Source organism: Streptomyces sp. SL06, assembly GCF_058244745.1.
Map to the genome: position 1 here is coordinate 4,610,998 of NZ_JBSYOT010000002.1, position 18,461 is coordinate 4,629,458.

At 71.7% G+C, this 18,461-nt stretch carries 17 protein-coding genes, 2 tRNA genes and 2 pseudogenes; 10 read left to right on the top strand and 11 right to left on the bottom strand.

The window, feature by feature from the left end:
• The first annotated feature begins 78 nt into the window (after positions 1 to 78).
• Positions 79 to 684, top strand: a complete 606-nt coding sequence (locus AC4IHM_RS21080; protein ID WP_490868562.1) for a lytic polysaccharide monooxygenase auxiliary activity family 9 protein — start codon at positions 79 to 81, stop codon at positions 682 to 684.
• A 57-nt stretch (positions 685 to 741) separates the two neighbouring features.
• Here AC4IHM_RS21080 and AC4IHM_RS21085 read toward each other — a convergent pair.
• From AC4IHM_RS21085 to ehuB, 6 genes and pseudogenes are all read right to left on the bottom strand, one after another.
• Positions 742 to 815: transfer RNA gene (locus tag AC4IHM_RS21085), tRNA-Lys, on the bottom strand.
• 100 nt (positions 816 to 915) lie between these two features.
• Positions 916 to 1,674 carry an IclR family transcriptional regulator gene (locus tag AC4IHM_RS21090; RefSeq protein ID WP_490868563.1) on the bottom strand — a complete coding sequence of 253 codons (759 nt, stop codon included), beginning with the start codon at positions 1,672 to 1,674 and terminating at the stop codon, positions 916 to 918.
• Between the two features lie 174 nt (positions 1,675 to 1,848).
• A complete protein-coding gene (locus AC4IHM_RS21095; RefSeq protein WP_490868564.1) occupies positions 1,849 to 2,634 on the bottom strand; it encodes an amino acid ABC transporter ATP-binding protein in 786 nt (261 codons plus the stop codon).
• Positions 2,624 to 3,274 (bottom strand): ectoine/hydroxyectoine ABC transporter permease subunit EhuD, encoded by a 651-nt coding sequence (ehuD, locus tag AC4IHM_RS21100; protein ID WP_490868565.1) that lies wholly within the window; start codon positions 3,272 to 3,274, stop codon positions 2,624 to 2,626. The genes AC4IHM_RS21095 and ehuD overlap by 11 nt, the downstream gene beginning before the upstream one ends.
• Positions 3,271 to 3,972 (bottom strand): ectoine/hydroxyectoine ABC transporter permease subunit EhuC, encoded by a 702-nt coding sequence (gene ehuC / locus AC4IHM_RS21105; protein WP_490868566.1) that lies wholly within the window; start codon positions 3,970 to 3,972, stop codon positions 3,271 to 3,273. The genes ehuD and ehuC overlap by 4 nt, the downstream gene beginning before the upstream one ends.
• Positions 3,969 to 4,889: pseudogene (ehuB, locus tag AC4IHM_RS21110) on the bottom strand (ectoine/hydroxyectoine ABC transporter substrate-binding protein EhuB). Before ehuB ends, ehuC begins: the two are co-directional and overlap by 4 nt.
• A 107-nt stretch (positions 4,890 to 4,996) precedes the next feature.
• On the opposite strand from ehuB, the gene AC4IHM_RS21115 reads away from it, so the two are divergent.
• A complete protein-coding gene (locus tag AC4IHM_RS21115) occupies positions 4,997 to 5,491 on the top strand; it encodes a DUF3830 family protein (RefSeq protein WP_490868567.1) in 495 nt (164 codons plus the stop codon).
• A 197-nt stretch (positions 5,492 to 5,688) separates the two neighbouring features.
• Here the strand turns inward: AC4IHM_RS21115 and AC4IHM_RS21120 are convergent, their stop codons facing one another.
• Both AC4IHM_RS21120 and AC4IHM_RS21125 read right to left on the bottom strand, forming a co-directional pair.
• Entirely contained in the window at positions 5,689 to 7,065 is a 1,377-nt protein-coding gene (locus tag AC4IHM_RS21120; RefSeq protein ID WP_490868568.1) for an amidase, read from the bottom strand.
• 28 nt (positions 7,066 to 7,093) lie between these two features.
• The gene (locus AC4IHM_RS21125) at positions 7,094 to 8,041 is read right to left on the bottom strand and encodes a D-2-hydroxyacid dehydrogenase (RefSeq protein WP_490868569.1); all 948 of its coding nucleotides are present in this window, start codon (positions 8,039 to 8,041) and stop codon (positions 7,094 to 7,096) included.
• 186 nt (positions 8,042 to 8,227) lie between these two features.
• Between AC4IHM_RS21125 and AC4IHM_RS21130 the strand changes: the two genes are divergently transcribed.
• The 6 genes from AC4IHM_RS21130 (at position 8,228) to AC4IHM_RS21155 (ending at position 13,080) form a co-directional block, all read left to right on the top strand.
• Positions 8,228 to 9,097 carry a maleate cis-trans isomerase family protein gene (locus tag AC4IHM_RS21130; protein WP_490868570.1) on the top strand — a complete coding sequence of 290 codons (870 nt, stop codon included), beginning with the start codon at positions 8,228 to 8,230 and terminating at the stop codon, positions 9,095 to 9,097.
• Entirely contained in the window at positions 9,094 to 9,825 is a 732-nt protein-coding gene (locus AC4IHM_RS21135; protein ID WP_490868571.1) for a maleate cis-trans isomerase family protein, read from the top strand. Before AC4IHM_RS21130 ends, AC4IHM_RS21135 begins: the two co-directional genes overlap by 4 nt.
• A 400-nt stretch (positions 9,826 to 10,225) precedes the next feature.
• Positions 10,226 to 11,752: a pectate lyase family protein gene (locus tag AC4IHM_RS21140; RefSeq protein ID WP_490868572.1), complete on the top strand. Its 1,527-nt coding sequence runs from the start codon at positions 10,226 to 10,228 to the stop codon at positions 11,750 to 11,752.
• Between the two features lie 162 nt (positions 11,753 to 11,914).
• Positions 11,915 to 12,286 (top strand): DUF8844 domain-containing protein, encoded by a 372-nt coding sequence (locus AC4IHM_RS21145; protein ID WP_490868573.1) that lies wholly within the window; start codon positions 11,915 to 11,917, stop codon positions 12,284 to 12,286.
• A gap of 133 nt (positions 12,287 to 12,419) precedes the next feature.
• On the top strand, positions 12,420 to 13,016 hold the full coding sequence (locus tag AC4IHM_RS21150) for a bifunctional DNA primase/polymerase (protein ID WP_490868574.1): 597 nt from the start codon (positions 12,420 to 12,422) through the stop codon (positions 13,014 to 13,016).
• Positions 13,007 to 13,080 (top strand) — tRNA-Lys (locus AC4IHM_RS21155). The genes AC4IHM_RS21150 and AC4IHM_RS21155 overlap by 10 nt, the downstream gene beginning before the upstream one ends.
• Positions 13,081 to 13,246: 166 nt before the next feature.
• Here AC4IHM_RS21155 and AC4IHM_RS21160 read toward each other — a convergent pair.
• Together AC4IHM_RS21160 and AC4IHM_RS21165 are read right to left on the bottom strand one after the other, a co-directional pair.
• A pseudogene (locus AC4IHM_RS21160) lies at positions 13,247 to 13,760 on the bottom strand (isochorismatase family protein).
• Positions 13,761 to 13,786: 26 nt separating this feature from the next.
• The gene (locus tag AC4IHM_RS21165; RefSeq protein ID WP_490868575.1) at positions 13,787 to 14,773 is read right to left on the bottom strand and encodes a helix-turn-helix transcriptional regulator; all 987 of its coding nucleotides are present in this window, start codon (positions 14,771 to 14,773) and stop codon (positions 13,787 to 13,789) included.
• A gap of 102 nt (positions 14,774 to 14,875) precedes the next feature.
• On the opposite strand from AC4IHM_RS21165, the gene AC4IHM_RS21170 reads away from it, so the two are divergent.
• Both AC4IHM_RS21170 and AC4IHM_RS21175 read left to right on the top strand, forming a co-directional pair.
• Positions 14,876 to 15,241 (top strand): VOC family protein, encoded by a 366-nt coding sequence (locus tag AC4IHM_RS21170; RefSeq protein WP_490868576.1) that lies wholly within the window; start codon positions 14,876 to 14,878, stop codon positions 15,239 to 15,241.
• 101 nt (positions 15,242 to 15,342) lie between these two features.
• Entirely contained in the window at positions 15,343 to 16,443 is a 1,101-nt protein-coding gene (locus AC4IHM_RS21175; RefSeq protein WP_490868577.1) for an LLM class flavin-dependent oxidoreductase, read from the top strand.
• Here the strand turns inward: AC4IHM_RS21175 and AC4IHM_RS21180 are convergent.
• The gene (locus tag AC4IHM_RS21180) at positions 16,419 to 18,329 is read right to left on the bottom strand and encodes a putative bifunctional diguanylate cyclase/phosphodiesterase (protein WP_490870891.1); all 1,911 of its coding nucleotides are present in this window, start codon (positions 18,327 to 18,329) and stop codon (positions 16,419 to 16,421) included. The genes AC4IHM_RS21175 and AC4IHM_RS21180 overlap by 25 nt on opposite strands.
• Positions 18,330 to 18,461 lie beyond the last annotated feature (132 nt).

Below are 18,461 nucleotides of genomic sequence, written 5' to 3' on the forward strand. Positions count from 1 at the left end.
AATTGACGGCAATAATCTGGGACTTGGTCTAGACCTGCACGGCTCACTGAACTTCCCCACGTCCCAGGGAGCAGCAGTATGCGCACAAGGACCAAGTTCTACGCCGCCGCGGTGGGCATGGCGACCACCGGAGCCCTCGTGCTCTCGTCCGGCGGCGCCAGCGGCCACGGCTACACCGACCTGCCCGTCAGCCGGCAGAAGGTGTGCCAGAACGGCATGGTCGGCGGTTGCGGCGCCATCCAGTGGGAGCCGCAGAGCGTCGAGGGGCCCAAGGGCTTCCCGGCGGGCGGACCGGCCGACGGCGCGATCTGTTCGGCGGGCAACGGCCCGTTCGCACCGCTGGACAGCCCCAGGCAGCCGAACGGCCAGGCGTGGCCGACCACCAAGGTGAACGGCGGGCAGAGCTACACCTTCCGCTGGCAGTTCACCGCCCGGCACGCCACGACCGACTTCAAGTACTACGTCACCAGGGCGGGCTGGGACCAGAATCACAACCTGGCCCGGTCCGACCTCAACCTCACGCCGTTCCTGACGGTGCCCTACAACAACCAGCAGCCGCCGGAGACGCTCTCCCACAGCGGCACACTGCCGTCGGGGCTGAGCGGACACCACGTCGTCGTCGCGGTGTGGACGGTGGCCGACACCGCCAACGCGTTCTACGCCTGCTCGGACGTCACGTTCTAGGAGGGGCCCCGGGCGCACGCGAGGAGCCCCCCGCCGTCGCGAGGGGCTCCTTCGAAGTGCGCCGCCAGGGACTCGAACCCCGGACCCGCTGATTAAGAGTCAGCTGCTCTAACCAACTGAGCTAGCGGCGCATGACTCCCGCCGTCCGCTTCCGCGGCCGACGACGACGAAAATACTACCCGGTCCCCGGCAGTGCTCCCGACCAGGCGCCGGCCGGGGCCCGCGCATCCCCTAGATCGCCAGCGACAGCAGCACCGGCGCCGCGCTGCGGTTCAGCTCGTCCGCGGCCCGGCGCAGCCGGTGCGCGTGCTCGACCGGGAGGGACAGGGCCAGGCAGCCCACGGCGGAACCGGCGGTGATCGGGACGGCCGCGCAGACCGTGCCCACCGCGTACTCCTGGAGGTCGAGCACGGGCACGGTGGGCGGCTGGGACTCCAGCCGGGACAGCAGAAGCTTGTCGCTGGTGATGGTGCGCGAGGTCAGACGGGCCATCTTGTGCCGGGCGAGATGGTCGCGGCGCCCGGCGTGGTCCAGTTGGGTCAGCAGGCTCTTGCCGACCGCGGTGGCGTGCGCCGAGACCCGGAAGTCCACCCACTCGTTCACCCTGGGCGTGGCCGGGCTGTCGGCGTACTGGGTGACGCTGACCTCGCCGTCGACGTACCGGCTGATGTAGACGGCGGCGCCCGTCGCGTCGCGCAGCCCGTCCAGGGTGCGCTGGAGCTTGGCATGCTGGGCCTGCTCACGGCCGTGCGCCGAACCCAGCCGGGCCAGGGCCTCCCCGGTGACGTACGCGCCGTCGGCGGTCTCCTCGACGTAGCCCTCGCGGCCGAGCATGACCAGCAGCGTGGCCAGTCGCTCCCGGTCGAGGCCGGAGTGCCGGGCGAGTTCCGTGCAGGTGACTCCGGAGGTGTGCCGCGCCACCGTCTCGAGGACACGCAGGGCGTCCTGGGCCGAGTGGTGCGGCGCGGTCGGCTTGTGCTCCAGCGCCACGGTGGTCTCCCCCTGTGCTGGCTGGTAGGCCTGCCCTGCCCCCGACCCGGACAGCGGATCCCTTCAACGATAGCCGTCAAGGGGTGCGGTGCGAGGGGTTGTTGGCGGTATTCCAGGGCCCCCGGTCCGCCCCAGCGTCCCGGCCTCGGACGTTGGGGCGGCGACGCGGCGCGACTACAGCACCGCGCTGAGGAACTCCCGGGTCCGGTCGTGCTCCGGCTCGCTGAAGATCTTCTCCGGCGGACCGGCCTCGATGACCCGGCCCGAGTCGAACATCAGGACCTGGTCCGAAATGTCCCGCGCGAAGTTCATCTCGTGGGTCACACAGAGCATGGTGATGTCCGTGGTGCGCGCGATGTCCCGCAACACGTCGAGGACGCCCGCGACCAGCTCCGGGTCCAGCGCCGAGGTCACCTCGTCGAGCAGCAGCACCTTCGGCCGCATCGCCAGCGCACGGGCGATCGCCACGCGCTGCTGCTGGCCGCCGGAGAGCTGGGCGGGGTGGGCGCCGCTCTTGTCGGCCAGGCCCACCAGGTCCAGCAGGCCGTTGGCCCGCTCCACCGCCTCGTCCTTGGACATGCCGAGCACGGTGACCGGTGCCTCGGTGATGTTGCGCAGCACCGTCATGTTCGGGAACAGGTTGAACTGCTGGAACACCATCCCGATCTGCTTGCGCACCTCGCGGCGCTGCTTCTCGGGGGCCGGGAACAGGCGCTGCCCGCCCACGGTGATCGTGCCCTCGTCGGGCTTGAGCAGCGTCATGAGCAGCCGCAGGATCGTCGTCTTGCCCGAACCCGACGGCCCGATCAGGGTGACGTGCTTGCCGGCGTCCACGGAGAAGTCGAGATGGTCGAGGACGATGTTGTCCCCGAACCGCTTGGTGACCTGCTCCAGCCGGATCAGCTCGTCGCCGCCGCGCTCGGGGCTCTTCTCGGGGTTGGGCTGAGTGTCAGTGGACAAGGCGTCGCTCCAGGGCTCGCAGGGCAAGGGAGGCCAGGTAGGAGATGAGGATGAAGGCCACACCGATCACCGTCAGGGGCTCGGTGAACTGGAAGTTCTGCTGCGAGAACAGCCGTGCCTCGCCGAGCATCTCCAGCACCGTGATCGCCATCAGCAGCGGCGTGTCCTTCAGCATGGAGATCACGTAGTTGCCCAGGGCGGGCACCACCCGGCGGATCGCCTGCGGCAGGATCACCGCCGTCCACGTCTTGCGCAGCGGCAGGTTCAGCGCCGTCGCGGCCTCCCACTGGCCGACCGGCACCCCCTCGATGCCGGCCCGGTAGACCTGCATCGTGTACGTCGAGTAGTGCAGGCCGATCGCGACCACACCGGTGGTCAGCGCCGAGAAGGTGATGCCCCACTCGGGCAGCACGTAGAAGAGGAAGAACAACTGCACCAGCAGCGGGGTGTTCCGGACGAACTCCGTCACCACCCCGATCGGCCAGGTCACCCAGCGGCTCGGCACCCGCATCAGCAGCGCCCACACCAGACCCAGACCGAACGAGACCAGCGAGCCGAGGACCAGGATCTGCAGGGTGACCAGCAGACCGTCCCAGAAGTGCGGCATGAAGTCGGAGACCGCGCTCCAGTCCCAGTTCACGACACACCACTTCCCTCGGGCACCGGCACGGCGGCCGTCTTCTTCTGCGGCACCTTCCCGACGCCCGCCTTCAGCTTCTTCTCCAGACCCCGCATCACCCGCGTGAGCAGGAACGCGATCACGAAGTAGATCAGCAGGATGTACGTGTAGATCTCAGCGCTCTCCTGGAGCGCGAGCCGCACCAGATTGCCGCTGAAGGCCAGGTCGCCCATGCCCATGATCGACACCAGGGAGGTGCCCTTGAGCAGCTCGATCAGCAGGTTGGAGAAGGGCGGGATCATCTCGGGCACCGCCTGCGGCAGCAGGATCAGCCGCATCCGCTGCCAGGGCGTGAAGCTGAGCGCGATGCCGCCCTCCCGCTGCGCCGGGTCGACCGCGCCGAGCGCGCCGCGCACGATCTCGGAGCCGTACGCCCCGTAGGTCAGACCGAGCGCCAGCGTGCCGGCCCACATCGGCACCAGCTGCCAGCCGAACGCCGGTGGCAGCACGAAGAACACCCAGAAGATCATCACCAGCGCGGAGGTCCCGCGGAACACCTCGGTGTAGAAGCCCGCGAGGAAGCGGACGATCCACAGCCGGTGGGTGCGCGCGATGCCGATCACGAAGGAGACGGCCGCCGCAAGCAGCGAGCTGAAGAAGAGCAGCTGGAGGGTGACCCAGACGCCCCTGAGTACGAGTTCCCACAGTCCTGATGTCATCCGCCGCACAGCTCCTTCGCGGTCAGATCGGTCATCTCGTCCTGGGTGAAACCGAAGGGCTTGAGGATGCGCAGCAGCTCGCCGCTCTTCTTGAGCTTGTGCAGCTCGACGTTGAACGCGTCGCGCAGATTGGTCTCGTTCGGACGGAAGGCGAAACCGCCGCCGTCGGTGTGCGGTTCGCCGTCGACGAGCGGATGGAAGGCCTCCGTCGCCTCGGCCTTGGTGGACTTCTTGACCACCTCGCGCACCGTCAGCGCCGTGCCCGCGAAACGTCCACGCGCCCGGCCTCGACGGCGTTGAGGCCGGCCACCTGGTCGGGCACGATGAGGATGTCGCTCTCCTTGTACCCGGCCTCCGTCGCGTAGGCGATCTCGGCGTAGCCGGTACCGGTCGCGAACTTGGCCTTCTTCTCCACAACGTCCTTGTAGTCGTGCAGCCCGAGGGGGTTCCCCTTGCGCACGATGAAGGCGTCGAGCATCTGGTAGTCGGGGTCGGAGAAGATGACCTGCTCGCAGCGGTCCGCGTTGATGTACATGCCGGCCGCCACGACGTTCGAACTGCTGCGAGGCGAGCCCCGGGATGAGGGAGCCGAACTCCGTCGGCACCGGCTGCACCCGGTCCACCCCGAGCCGCTTGAAGATGACCTTCGCCAGCTCCGGCGCCTCGCCGGTCAGCTCGCCGTTCTTGTCGATGTACCCGAAGGGGATCTCGCCCGCGATGCCGAGCCGGGCCACGCCCTGTGCCTTGAGCCGCTCGAGAAGGTCGCCGCCTTTCACGTCGGACGCGGTGGCCACCCTGGAGCAGCCGGCCGCCCCCAGTGCGCCGAGCGCCGCCACCCCCGCGAGCAGCGACCGGCGTGTGGGTCCGGATGTATGGACGGATATACCCCTTGGCAGGGTTCTGTGTGGTCGAGCCATGGGCGCGCAGCTACCCGAAGGGGGGCAGGTTATGCCGATCTTTTTCAGTCCGATATCTCGGCCCGGCGCCCTTGACCCGGGGGCCGCGGGGCACTGCCATGGAGGGTATGGCTGATCGCTACATCGAAGTCTCGCTGGTCAAGCGCGGAATCACCTGCACGGCCCAACTGCTGGACGACCGGGCCCCGATCACCTGCGCGGCGGTCTGGGACGCGCTCCCTCTCGGCAGCGACGTGTATCACGCCAAGTACGCGCGCAACGAGATCTACGCCCTCTTCCCGCCCTTCGCCCCGTCCGAACCGCCACTGGAGAATCCCACGGTCACTCCCATTCCGGGCGATCTGTGCTATTTCGCCTTCGCGGGTGCCGAGCTGGGCACCAAGGCGTACGGCTACGACCGCGAGGTCCGGCCGGGCGCCACCCTCGTCGACCTGGCCCTCTTCTACGAGCGGAACAACCTGCTGCTCAACGCCAACGTCGGCTGGGTCCCCGGCACCGTCTGGGGCCAGATCGTCGAGGGCCTGGACACCATGGCCGAGGCCTGCAACGACCTGTGGCGCACAGGAGCAGCGGGAGAAACCCTCAGCTTCCGCCGAGCGTAGATCCATCCCTCGCAGCCGCCCACCCGTGCCGCCCCCAGCTGCGGACCCGCCATGCCGCCCCAGCTGCGGGCAGTCATGCCGCTGGGGGCGGCACGGGTGGGCGCAGCGGCCCCCGAAACGCCGGGCCGCGACACCCCCCCGGCCCACCCCCACGCCGGCCACCTCTCGACCGACGTACACGCGACGCACCTACCCCCTCAAACCCCCGCCTCGCACAACGCATGCCCCGCCCGCAACACCAGATCGTCCCGGTGACGCGCCGCGACGACCTGCACGCCGATGGGCAACCCGTCCCCGTCCACCCCCACCGGCACGGTCGCCGCCGGCTGCTGGGTCAGGTTGAACGGATAGGTGAAGGGCGTCCACCCCGTCCACCGCCGGTGCCCCGAGCCCTTGGGCACCTCGATCCCCGCCTCGAAGGCGGTGATCGGCAGGGTCGGCGTGACCAGCAGGTCGTACGTCTCGTGGAAGAGGCCCATCCGCCGGCCCAGCTCCATCCGGACGTCCACCGCGGCCAGGTACTCCAGCGCCGAGTACCCGGCCCCCACCCCGACGATCTCCCGCAGCCCCGGGTCGAGCAGCTCCCGCTGCCCGGCCCGCAGATGCTGCACCACGCGCGCCGCCCCGCTGAACCACAGCGTGTGGAAGGCCTCCACCGGGTCCGTGAAGTCGGGATCGGCCTCCGTCACGTACGCGCCCAGCTCCGCCAGCCGCTCCACCGCCCGCCGCACCGCGCCGGCCACCGCCGGACGCACCGCCACCTGCCCGCCGAGCGAGGGCGAGTACGCCACCCGCAGCCCCCGCACCCCGCCCGACAGGGCCTCGGTGTACGACCCGGGCGCGGGCCCCAGCGCCGACCAGTCCCGGGCGTCGGGCGTGCCGATGACGTCCAGCATCAGCGCCGCGTCCGCCGCGTCCCGGGTGATCGGACCGACGTGCGCGAGGGTGCCGAACGCGCTCGCCGGGTAGAGCGGCACCCGCCCGTACGTCGGTTTCAGGCCGAAGACGCCGCAGAAGGACGCCGGGATGCGCACGCTGCCCCCGCCGTCGGTGCCGAGCGCCAGCGGCCCCGCCCCGAGCGCCACGGCCGCCGCCGCGCCCCCGCTGGAGCCGCCCGCGGTGCGGGTCGGATCGTGCGGGTTGCGGGTGACGCCGGACAGCGGCGAGTCGGTGACGCCCTTCCAGCCGTACTCGGGCGTCGTCGTCTTGCCGAGGAACACGGCGCCGTGCTCGCGCAGCCGGGCGACGGACGGCGCGTCCTCGTCCCAGGGCCCGTCCGGCGAGACGGCCCGGGAGCCGCGCAGCGTCGGGTGGCCGCGCATCAGCAGGATGTCCTTGACCGTGACCGGCACCCCGTCGAGGCGCCCGCACGGCTCCCCGCGCCGCCACCGCGCCTCCGCCCGCCGGGCCTCGTCGAGCGCCTCCTCGCCGGTCAGCCGGACGAACGCGTTCACCTCCGCCAGGCTCTCCCCGGCCCGCTCCAGCGCCGCCCGGGTCACCTCCACGGGGCTGAACCCGCCCTTGCGATAGCCGTCGACGAGCTGGACCGCGGTCAGCTCGGTGAGGTCGGTCATGCACCCTCCCGGGTTTCCTGGGGGACGTTCAGTGTCCGGGCACGTATCCGCGCTTCTTGTCGACCACGTTCGCCAGCGGCCGACCCGCCGCCCAGCTCTCGAACAACTCCACGAACTGCGCCCCCAGCTCGTCCCGCCAGCCGATCGTGTCCCCGCTCATGTGCGGCGAGATGATCAGGCCGGGCACCTCCCACAGCGGGCTGTCGGGCGCGAGGGGCTCGTGGTCCAGCACGTCGAGGGCGGCGCCCGCGATCCGGCGCCCGGTCAGCGCCTCGGCGAGATCGTCCTCGACGACCAGTTGCCCCCGCCCCACGTTCACGAACCGGGCGGCGGGCGGCATCACCGCGAACCTCCGGGCGTCGAACATGCCGCGCGTCTCGTCGGTGAGCGGCGCCGCCGCCACCACCCAGTCGGCGCCGGCCAGCAGCCGGTCCAGCTCGCCGGTGCCGTGCACACCGGGGCGGGGGGTGCGGCCGACCAGCGCGGTGGTGATGCCGAGCGCCTCCAGCGTCCGCGCGACCGCCCGCCCGATCGGCCCGGAACCGACCACGCAGGCGCGGGTTCCGGCCACCCGCGCCGACTCGCGGTGCCGCCAGGTCCGCTCGCCCTGCAACCGCAGGGTCGTGGGCAGGTCCTTGGCCATCGCCAGTACGAGCGCGGCGACGTACTCGGCGATCGGCTGGTCGAAGACACCGCGCGCGTTGGTCACCACCGTGTCCGAATCGGCCAGCTCCGGGCACATCAGATGGTCCACCCCGGCGCTCGCCGTGTGCACCCAGCGCGGGCGCGGGCCGCCGCCGGGCCACGCCCGGCGCACCGCGTGCGAGGCGAAGTCCCACACGAGCAGCACGTCGGCGTGCGGCAGCCGCTCGGCGAGGTCCTGCCCGTCGGTGTGCTCGATGCGGGCCCGGCCGGTCAGCCGGCCCAGCCGGGGGAGGGGTTCGGCGTCCAGGACGAGGAGCGTGGGCGTGGTCATCGGCAGGCCTGTCTCCGGTGGGTGGGCACGGGCGGTTCAGGTGTTGACGGGGAAGTTAACCGGCTGTTGACCTGGAGGTGACGCGGGCGGATTGACCACGCTCGCACCGCAACCTACCTTCGTCAACACGGCCGTGCGTAACGGTGCGTTGTCCTCCCCTTTCTCAGTGTGAGGCCGGTGCGTGCCATGGACATCTCCTTTCTCGGCGGACCAGCTCCGCAACGCGGGGTCGGCGTGGTCGCCCCCTTCGACTTCGCACTCGATCGCGAGCTGTGGCGATGGGTGCCCGACGAGGTCTCGCTGCATGTGACGCGCACTCCGTACGTGCCGGTCGAGGTCAGTCTGGACCTCGCCCGGTTGGTCAGCGAGCACGAGACGCTCGGCGAGGCGGTGCGCACCCTCACCGCCATCGCGCCCAACGTCGTCGCCTACGCCTGCACCTCGGGCAGCTTCGTCGGCGGCATCACCGGCGAACGCGCCATGCGCGAGGCGATGACCTGGGCGGGCGCGGTCCCGTCCGTGACCACCTCCGGCGCGTTGCTGGACGCGCTGGCCGAGCTGGGCGTACGCCGGGTCGCGCTGGTGACCCCGTACACCGTGTCCGTGACTCGGGCGCTGGAGGCGTATGTCGCCGAGGCCGGCGTGACGGTCACCGGCTGCGCCTTCATGGGGCTGACCCGGCACATCTGGAAGGTCCCGTACCGGGACGTGGCCGAGATGGCACGCCAGGCGGTGCCGGCCCCGGGGGCGGCGGACGCCCTGTTCATCTCCTGTACGAACCTGCCCACCTACGACGTCATCCCGCAGTTGGAGGCCGAGCTGCGAATCCCGGTGATCTCGGCCAACCAAGTGACGATGTGGGCGGCACTGCGCCGATTGGGTACTCCTGCGGTGGGGCCGTATCAGGCGCTGACCGATCCGGCTGCGCGCACCGGTCCCACGGTGCCGGGCCCGGTGGGTCCGGCGGTGGCGGGTCCGGTCGGTCCCGCGGTGGCGGACATCCCGGGCGTCGGCGACGCCCCGGACACGGAACAGCAGCAGGAAGGGTGGACATGACAGCACTGGGATTCCTGTACCCGGGCCACTCCGGCGAGGACGACTATCCACGCATCGAGCAGCTCCTGGGCAGCGACATCCGGGTGGACCTGGTGCACACGGACATCGGCGAGGACGCGCACCGGGTCGACGCGCTGCGCGAGATGGGCTCGCCGCAGCGGCTCGCGGCGGGCGTGGCGCAACTGCGGCTCTCGGGTGCCGACGCCGTGGTGTGGGCCTGCACCAGCGGAAGCTTCGTACGCGGCTGGGAGGGCGCCCAGGAGCAGGTGCGCTCCCTGGCCCAGGCGGCGGGGCTGCCAGCCTCGTCCACGTCCTTCGCCTTCGTGCGCGCGGTGGAGGAGATCGGGGTCCGGCGCGTCGCGATCGGGGCGACCTATCCGGACGACGTGGCGCGGCTCTTCGCGGACTTCCTCGGCGCCGCCGGCATCGAGGTGGCCGACGTCGTCAGCTCGGGCATCATCACGGCGGCCGAGGTCGGCACCTGGACCGAGTCGGAGGTGCTGGCGCTGGCCCGCGCCGCCGACCGCCCGGACGTGGAGGCGATCCTGCTCCCGGACACGGCCCTGCACACGGCGGCCCACATCCCGGCCCTGGAGAAGGAGGTGGGCAAGCCGGTCCTCACCGCGAACCAGGTCACCATCTGGGAGGGCCTGCGGCTGGCGGACCGCCGGGTCAACGCGCCGGAACTGGGCGCCCTGTTCACGCGGGAGCCGTTGGTGCAGGCCTGAGCGGCGGACGCTGCAGAGCACGACCGGACACGGAAGAACCCCGGTCCCGCGAGAGCGGGGCCGGGGTTCTCGTCGAGCGCTGGGCAGGCCTTGCACCTGCATTTCCTCACGGGAAGTGAGGCGTCTTTCCTTGGACCACCAACGCACTACCCGCTGCCGGGGGTTGGGCCCCCTTGTTCAGGCAGGATGATCGTACCGCAGCTTGGGCCGGGGTGCACATCGACGCCCTCCGGTTCATGTCCATGGCCATGATTCCTCAATCTGAACGAACCTGAACCCTTGTCAGCCCTCGGGGGCAGTCCTATTCTCACGCCGAGAAAGCGCTTTCCCGCCTGGTCGTATTGACATGATCACGACATGGCGGTCGTTCCGGCATGTGAAGGCGAAGGGGAGACCGAGGATGAGACGACCAGTCGCGCTGCGACTCCAGGCGGCGCTCGGCACACTGGCCCTCGCGGCCGCCACCGGCGTACTGCTGCCGGCGCCCGAGGCGGCAGCGGCGGCCGGTGACGCCACCGGCTACGCGACCCAGAACGGCGGCACGACCGGAGGCGCGGGCGGACAGACGGTCCGGGCCACCACCGGGACCGCGATCCACCAGGCCCTGTGCGGCCGGGCCGGCAGCAGCACCCCGATCACCATCGAGGTCGAGGGCACCATCAACCACGGCAACACCAGCAAGGTGTCGGGCGGCAGTTGCAACACCGCCGACGACAAGATCGAACTCAAGCAGATCAGCAACGTCACGCTCATCGGAGTGGGCGGCGGTGCCGTCTTCGACCAACTGGGCATCCACATCCGGGAAGCCCACAACATCATCATCCAGAACGTGACGGTCCGGAACGTCAAGAAGTCCGGCTCGCCCCTCTCCAACGGCGGCGACGCCATCGGGATGGAGAGCGACGTGCGCAACGTCTGGGTCGACCACACCACCCTGGAGGCCTCCGGCGGGGAGGCGGAGGGCTACGACGGCCTCTTCGACCTGAAGGCCAACACCCAGTACGTGACCCTGTCCTACAGCATCCTGCGCAACTCCGGCCGCGGCGGACTGATCGGCTCAAGCGAGAGCGACCTCACCAACGGCCACATCACCTTCCACCACAACCTGTACGAGAACATCGACTCCCGTACGCCGCTGCTGCGGGGCGGCGTCTCGCACATCTACAACAACCACTACGTGGACCTCCACGCGTCCGGCATCAACTCCCGGGCGGGCGCGAAGGCCAAGGTCGACAACAACTACTTCGAGGACTCCAAGGACGTACTCGGCACCTTCTACACCAGCGAGGCCGGGTACTGGCAGGTCGGCGGCAACATCTTCGACAACGTGACCTGGTCCGCCCCCAGCGGCGACAACCAGCCCGCAGGCCCGAACCCAACGTCCAACACCACGGTGTCCGTCCCCTACCCCTACAGCCTCGACGACGCCTCCTGCGTGCCGAGCGTGGTGAGCGCCACCGCGGGCGCGGGCAAGGGGCTGCGGGTCTCGGACGGAAACTGCTCGCCGCAGACCCCGTCGCCGGGCCCGACCGACCCGACCGACCCGACGGGTCCGCCCAGCGGGGCCAACCTCAGCATCGGGGCCGACTCCGACGGCTCCAGCAAGGCCGCCGGCACCAGCTACGGCGACGTACGCGACGGCGACATGAGCACCTACTGGTCGCCGGCCGGCCCGACCGGCGCCATCTCCGTCAAGTGGGGCGCCGCCACCACCGTCTCCAGGATCGACATCCGGGAGTCGCCGGACGCCACGGGCCGCGTCGGCTCCTACCGGGTCGTCGACGCCGACACCGGCGCCGTCCTCGCCTCCGGCAGCGGAGCGGGCGCCGTCACCTTCCCGCCCACCTCCCTGCGCAAGATCACCTTCGAGATCACCGGCTCCTCCGGCACCCCGAGGATCGCCGAGTACGAGACCTACGCCGGGTAGCCGCCGGGCGGTCCCGCGAGGGCGGGCGGGGTGTGTCCGGAACGCGGGAGCGGACACGTGCCCCGCCCCCTTGCACGGACGCGGGACAATGGACGACGGCCCACTCCACCGGGGTGCCCCCGCACACGGGGAGGTCGTCGTCACGCACGAGGAGGAGAAGACATGGCGGAGCCCACGCCGCGTCGGAACGAACCGCGGCTACGCCCCGCGCCCCTGCTCTTCGAGCCGGCGGAGGCGGCCGCCGACCCGGAGCACTTCTTCGACCTCGAGTCGATCGACGACCCCCGGGCGCTGCTGGACCGGGCCACCGAACTGACCCAGGCGTTCCGGTCGGCGGCCGACCGGGCGATGGAGTTCCAGGCGCTCGCCGCCGCGCAACTGGCGGATCCGCGGCGGTTCGACCGGCTGACGGCCGCGGACATCGCCGAGCGGGCCGAGTGGACCGAGGACTACGCCAAGAAGATGGTGGAGTTCGGGCGGGACCTGATGCGCGACGGCGAGGGCGGCCCCCGGGGCCACGCCGACCCGATGTGACCCGCGAGGCCGGCCGGGCGGTGGGCCCGAATATGCCAGGAGGCTGGGCAAGATACTCCTGCCTCCGCCCTCCTGTCCCGGTTTCCCGCAACCCAGCGCAGCGGGTTCCTCACGCCGGGTAGATGTATGCGACATGAGGAGCACACGCAACGCCGCCCCCCACGCCTCGGACGTCACCTCGGCCGGTGCCGCCTGGCTGGCCTCGGCGGGCGCGTATCCGCGCGGCACGCTCGCGTTCTGGGAGGAGCGGCCCGCGGCCCCCGTGGTCCTGCCCTGCGGTTGCGTCTTCGACGTGGTGAGCACCCCCGCGATCTTCGGCCGCCGGATGCTGGACCGGATGTGGGAAGAGGGCCCGGGGTCGGGACCGGTGGCCGAGTTCCGGGGCCGGATGCTGCTGTTCGCCGCGCCCGGCACGGCCCAGCGGCTGCCCTCGCTGCTGGAGTGGGAGGAGTGGAGCGCGCGCGGCCGGGAGGACGGCCATGCCGGCTCGGTGCCGCCGCTGCTGTGCCACGGCGCCGGAGACGCGGTGACCGTACCCGCCCCCGGGGGCGCGCCGGCCCGCTCGGACTCCCGTTGGCTGGTGGCCCCTGACACCCGCCGGCCGTGGCTGCCGGGCCCGGAGGTCCTGCTCTGGGCGGCCGTGCGGGCGGCCCGCACGGCGGTGCGGATTTCGATTTTTCCCTCCGCCGACCAGGGTGCTAAGGTCTACGACGTCAGCAGGCGCCGCTAGCTCAGTTGGTTAGAGCAGCTGACTCTTAATCAGCGGGTCCGGGGTTCGAGTCCCTGGCGGCGCACGTTGTCGATGGCGAGGCATGTTCGCGGAATGCGCGAACCGGTCTCGCCATCGTTGTTTTGTGCGCGGCTTCGCCGCGCGTGGCGGGGGCTTCGCCACCCGCACCCCCTTGTCGTTGGGCACCGTTCCCTGTCCCTGTCCCTGTCCCGGCCACGGTGCACCGGGCTTCAACGGTCGCCCGGTCCAGGGCTGATCCGCCTCGTGGTTCGGGCGGTGGTCAGGCCGGTGCCGTGTCCGCCTGGTCCGCCGAGAAGTTCACCCGGTCCGTGGTGACCGTCGCCGACCAGGGTCACGTCGTAGCCGCGGACGAGGGCGCCGTGGAGGGTCGAGCGCACGCACATGTCGCTCTGGCGCCCGTCACCACGAGCCGGCCCACCCCGCGTTCGGCGAGGAGGGCCTCCAGGGCGGTGCCCTCGAAGGAGTCGCCGCAGCTCTTGTGGACGAGTGGCTCCGCTTCCCCGCGGACCAGCTCGGGCACGTACTGCCGGGGCTCGGTGCCTGTTCGAGTTCGTCGTCGGAGTGCTGCACCCGGAGCACGGGGACGTGTTGGGCGCGGGCCCTGCCGACGAGGGTGTCGATGTTCGCGATCACGGCGTCGCGGTCGGGGGCGCCCGTCACCACGCCGTTCTGGACGTCGATGACGAGCAGTGCGGTGTGGGGCCGGCCGGGCAGGGTCGTCAAGGCGGACTCTCTTCCTCGCCACGGAATCACGGGCCGCCGACAACGCCGCCAGGCGTGTGCGCGTCGGCGATCCGGGTGGCGAGCCGGTGGATCAGCAGGCGGGCCGGTTCCGGTGCGACGACCTCGATGTGGTCGCTGAACTGGAGCAACTGCCGCACCCCGTCGAGCCGGTCGTACGCCACGGTGATCTCGACCCGCCCGTCCTGCCCGGGGTCGCCCGCCGTCCCGAGCCGGGCGCCCAGCACCCGGCGGGCCAGGTCGAGGCGGTCGGCGTCGAGGCGTGCCGTGACGACGACGCGCCGCCTCTCCTCCAGCGCCTCGCCCAATTCCCGCGCCGTGCCGACGAGATCCGCGCCGGGGCGCAGCCGGCGGGCGGTGTCGAGCAGCGCCCAGTGCCCCAGGCGGGACAGCGCGAACATGCGGGGCCGCCGGTCGCGGTCGGCCACGAGATACCAGCGCCCGGCCCGCTGCACGAGCCCGTACGGGTCGACCACGTGCTCCTGGAGGGTCGCGGCACCGCTGCGCCGGTAGCCGATGCGCAGCCGCCTGGCCGTGCGCAGGTCCCGGACCAGGCCGGCGACGTCGGGCATCGGCGCGGGGTCCTCGAACCAGGGCCGGTTGTCGATCGCGATCACGTCCGTCAGGGCCAGCGGCAGGTCGTCCCGGGCGGACGGCACCGACCGGCGCGGGGTGAGCTTGCGCAGCGCCGACCGCGCGGTCGCCTCGCCGCCGAGATGGCGGGCCCGGTCCAGATCGAGCCCGACCGCACGCAGCAGGTCCGCCTCGCCGGTCGTCAGCTTCGACAGGTCCACCTGGTCGCCGGGCAGCAGGCCGATGCCGCCGTACTTGCCCCGCTCGGTGAAGACGGGGATGCCCGCGTCGACGAGCGCCCGCACGTCGCGGAGCACCGTCCTGGTCGAGATCCCCAGCTCCTCGGCCAGCGACTCGGCGGTGGTGCGGCGACGCGCCTGCAGCACCGCGAGGAGTTCGATCAAGCGTTGCGGTCGACCCATCCGACGGCTTCCTCACCCGAACACGACAGATGGTGTCAGGTTCTCACGCGAAGCTGACGGCGACGGCCGAAACCCGGCCCGCTCGGAAGGAGCCCGGCACCCATGTCCGCACCCAACCTCTTCCTCGTCTACGTCACCGACGTGGAGCGCGCGACCGCGTTCTACCGCGACCTGTTCGACATCGAGCCGGTCATGACCACCCCGCGCTACGTTCCCTTCGAGGTCGCGCCCGGCGTGCTGTTCGCGCTCTGGAGCGGCCGGGCGGACCAGGTCGCACCGGGGACGCCGCGCACCTCGGAGGTCGGCCTGATGGTCCCGGGCTCCTCGGCGGCCGTCGACGACCTCCACGCCGCGTGGGCGGCCAAGGGCGTCACCGTGCTCGAGAAGCCTCACGACGAGGTCTTCGGCCGCACGTTCGTCGTCACGGACCCGGACGGCAACCTGATCCGGGTCTCGCCCGTCGACTAGCCGCCAAGGACCCGCACCTCCCGGGGAATAACCGGAGGCCCCCTCCTGTTGGCTCGCGCAGCGAACCGCGTACGTCACACCACAACAGGAGGCACCCCACCATGGCCGCAGACGCCGCAGAGGAGATCCGGGGCACCGCCCACGGCAGCGCGCCCGTCCCCCTGTCCGTACTGGACCTGGTGACCGTCGGTGCCGGCCGGACCGCCACCGACGCCCTGCGGACCAGCGTGGACATCGCCCGGCTCGCCGAGTCCCGCGGTTTCCACCGGTACTGGGTCGCCGAGCACCACTCCATGCCCGGCGTCGCCTCCTCCTCGCCCGCGGTGATCCTGGCCCATCTGGCGGCCCACACCGGCCGCATCCGGCTCGGGTCGGGCGGCGTCATGCTGCCCAACCACGCGCCGCTGGTGATCGCGGAGCAGTTCGGGACGCTGGAGGCGATGGCGCCGGGCCGCGTCGACCTCGGCCTCGGCCGGGCGCCCGGCACGGACGGTGCCACCGCCGCGGCCCTGCGCCGCACCGACCGTCTCAACGAGGGCGCCGACGACTTCCCGCAGCAGCTCGTCGAGCTGGTCCGGTTCCTGGACGACGACTTCCCGGACGGGCACCCCTACCGCCGTATCCACGCCGTCCCGGGGCCCGTGCAGGCGACCTCTCCCGGCGGCGTCCAGTCCCCGCACCGGCCGCCGGTCTGGCTGCTCGGCTCCTCCGGCTTCAGCGCCCGGCTGGCCGGCACCCTGGGGCTGCCCTTCGCCTTCGCGCACCACTTCTCGGCACAGAACACCGTGCCGGCCCTCGATCTGTACCGGGAGTCCTTCGAGCCGTCCGCGGTCCTGGACGCGCCCTACGCCCTCATCGGAGTCTCCGCCCTCGCGGCCGACGACGAGAAGGAGGCCCGCCGGCAGGTGCTGGCCGCCGCCCTGAACATGGTGCGGCTGCGCACCGGGCGCCCCGGGCTCGTGCCGACGCCGCAGGAGGCGGAGGCCTACGACTTCAGCCCGACGGAGCTGGAGTTCGTGCGGTCCTGGAACTCCAACGTCATCCACGGGACCGCCGACGAGGTCCGCGCCGGCCTGGACGACCTGCACAAGCGCACCGGCGCCGACGAGCTGATGCTCACCGCCAACGCCCACGGCGGCGACGTACGCCTGCGCTCCTACGAGCTGATCGCCGACGCCTACGGGCTGCCCGCACCGGCCTGAACCCCGGCCGCCCCGGGCCCGGCGGCGTCCAGCAGCGCGGAGATGCGGTCCGGCGCCACCGGCCGGGAGTACAGCCAGCCCTGACCGGTGTCGCAGCCGATGCGGCGCAGGCGGGTCGCCTGGTCGGAGGTCTCCACGCACTCGGCGGTGACGGTCAGCCCGAGCCGGTGGGCAAGCTGGACCATCGCCTCGACGATGACCTCGTCGGCCGGGTTGGCGGCGGACGCGTCGGGTACGGCGCCGGGGCCGTCCGGGACGGTGTCGTACTGGAAGCCCCGCACGAACGCGCCGTCCAGCTTGAGGACCGAGACCGGCAGCCGGCTGAGGTAGGCCAGGTTCGAGTAGCCCGTGCCGAAGTCGTCGATGGCGATGTGCACGCCCATGCGGCTGAGCGCCTTGAGAACCTGGAGCGGGCGGCCCGCCGAGCCCATCACGGCCGACTCCGTCAGCTCCAGTTGCAGCAGCCGCGGCGGGAGGCCGGTCTCCTCCAGGGTCCGGGCCACGTCGGAGACCAGGTCGGAGTCCCAGACCTGGCGGACCGCCACATTGACGCTGACGAAGATCGGCGGCTCGTCCGGGTGGGCCAGCTGCCAGCGGCGGGCCTGGTGGCAGGCCGTGCGCAGGATCCAGCGGCCGAGCGGAACGATTGATCCATCCTCCTCCGCCAGTGCGATGAACCGATTCGGCGCCAGTACGCCGAACTGAGGATGATTCCAGCGGATGAGCGCCTCGACGCCCCGCACCCGGCCGTCCTCCATGCCGACCAGCGGCTGGTACTCCAGGGCGAACTCGCCGCGGTCGATGGCCGGGCGGAGCGTGGCGGCCAGCGCCTGGCGGGTCATGCGGTTCGCGTTGCGCTCGGGGTCGAAGAGGGTCCAGCGGGCCCGGCCGTCGGCCTTGGCCCAGTACAGGGTCGTGTCGGCCGCCTGCATCAGGGCGGTGGGGGTGGTGCCGACGGTGTGGCGTTCGACGACGCCGACGGACGCGGTGACCGAGAGGCGGCGGTCGGACAGCTCGAAGGGCGGCTGGAGCGCCGTCAGTACGGATTCGGCCAGGTCGGCGAGCTGGTCGGTGCCCGTGGAGTCCTCCACGAGGAGGGCGAACTCGTCGCCGCCGAGCCGGGCCACCAGCGGTGCCCGGGACCGGCCGTGGGCGGCTTCCTCCGCGCACCGCGTCAGGCGTTCGGCCACGGCGGCCAGCAGCCGGTCCCCGACGCGGTGGCCGTGGGTGTCGTTGACGGCCTTGAAGCCGTCCAGGTCCAGGTAGCACACGCCGATCCGGCCGGTGCCGCCGTGCTCGTACGTCTCCGCCTCCAGGGCGGCCGTCAGACGTTCGAAGAACAGGGCGCGGTTGGGCAGCCGGGTCACCGGGTCGTGCATCTGGAGGTGGCGCAGCCGGGCCTGGAGTTCGCGCCGGGCGCTGATGTCGACGACGGACAGCAGCAGGCCCGGGGCGTCGCCGGAGCCGGAGCCGGAGCCTGACCCGGAGTCGGCCAGGGGTTCGACCGTCACCTGCGCCCACAGGGAGTGCCCGTCGGCCCGTTTCAGCCGCCGGGTGCAGCGCAGCCGGGGCTGCACGCCCCGCAGCACCTCGCGGTACGCGTGCCAGGTGCCGGCGTCGGAGGCGAGGTCGACGAGGTCGGCCGCCGCGCAGCCGGCCAGCGCGGCCGGGTCGGTGCCGAGCAGGGTGCCCAGGGTGTCGTTGGCGCTGACGACCAGGCCCTCGGCGTCGACGACGGCCATGGCAAGGGGGGCGGCGGTGAACGCCGAGCGGTAGGTCGGGGGTCCCGTACGCGGAGTACGAGGAGCCAGGTTATTGTCACTCTCTGTGACGGCCGACCGGTCGAGGTCTGCCGCGGGCGCCGGCCCTTCGGAGGTTCCGTTCACCGCTCGCTCCCGCAGTGCCTCGATCTCTGTTCGTGCTCTGTTCGCGCAGGAAAGTGTGCCGATCATAGAGGCTGACACCCGGGCCTTCCAGCCGCCGTTCCGTGTTCTGGACCGGGCGACCGCTCCGAGCGA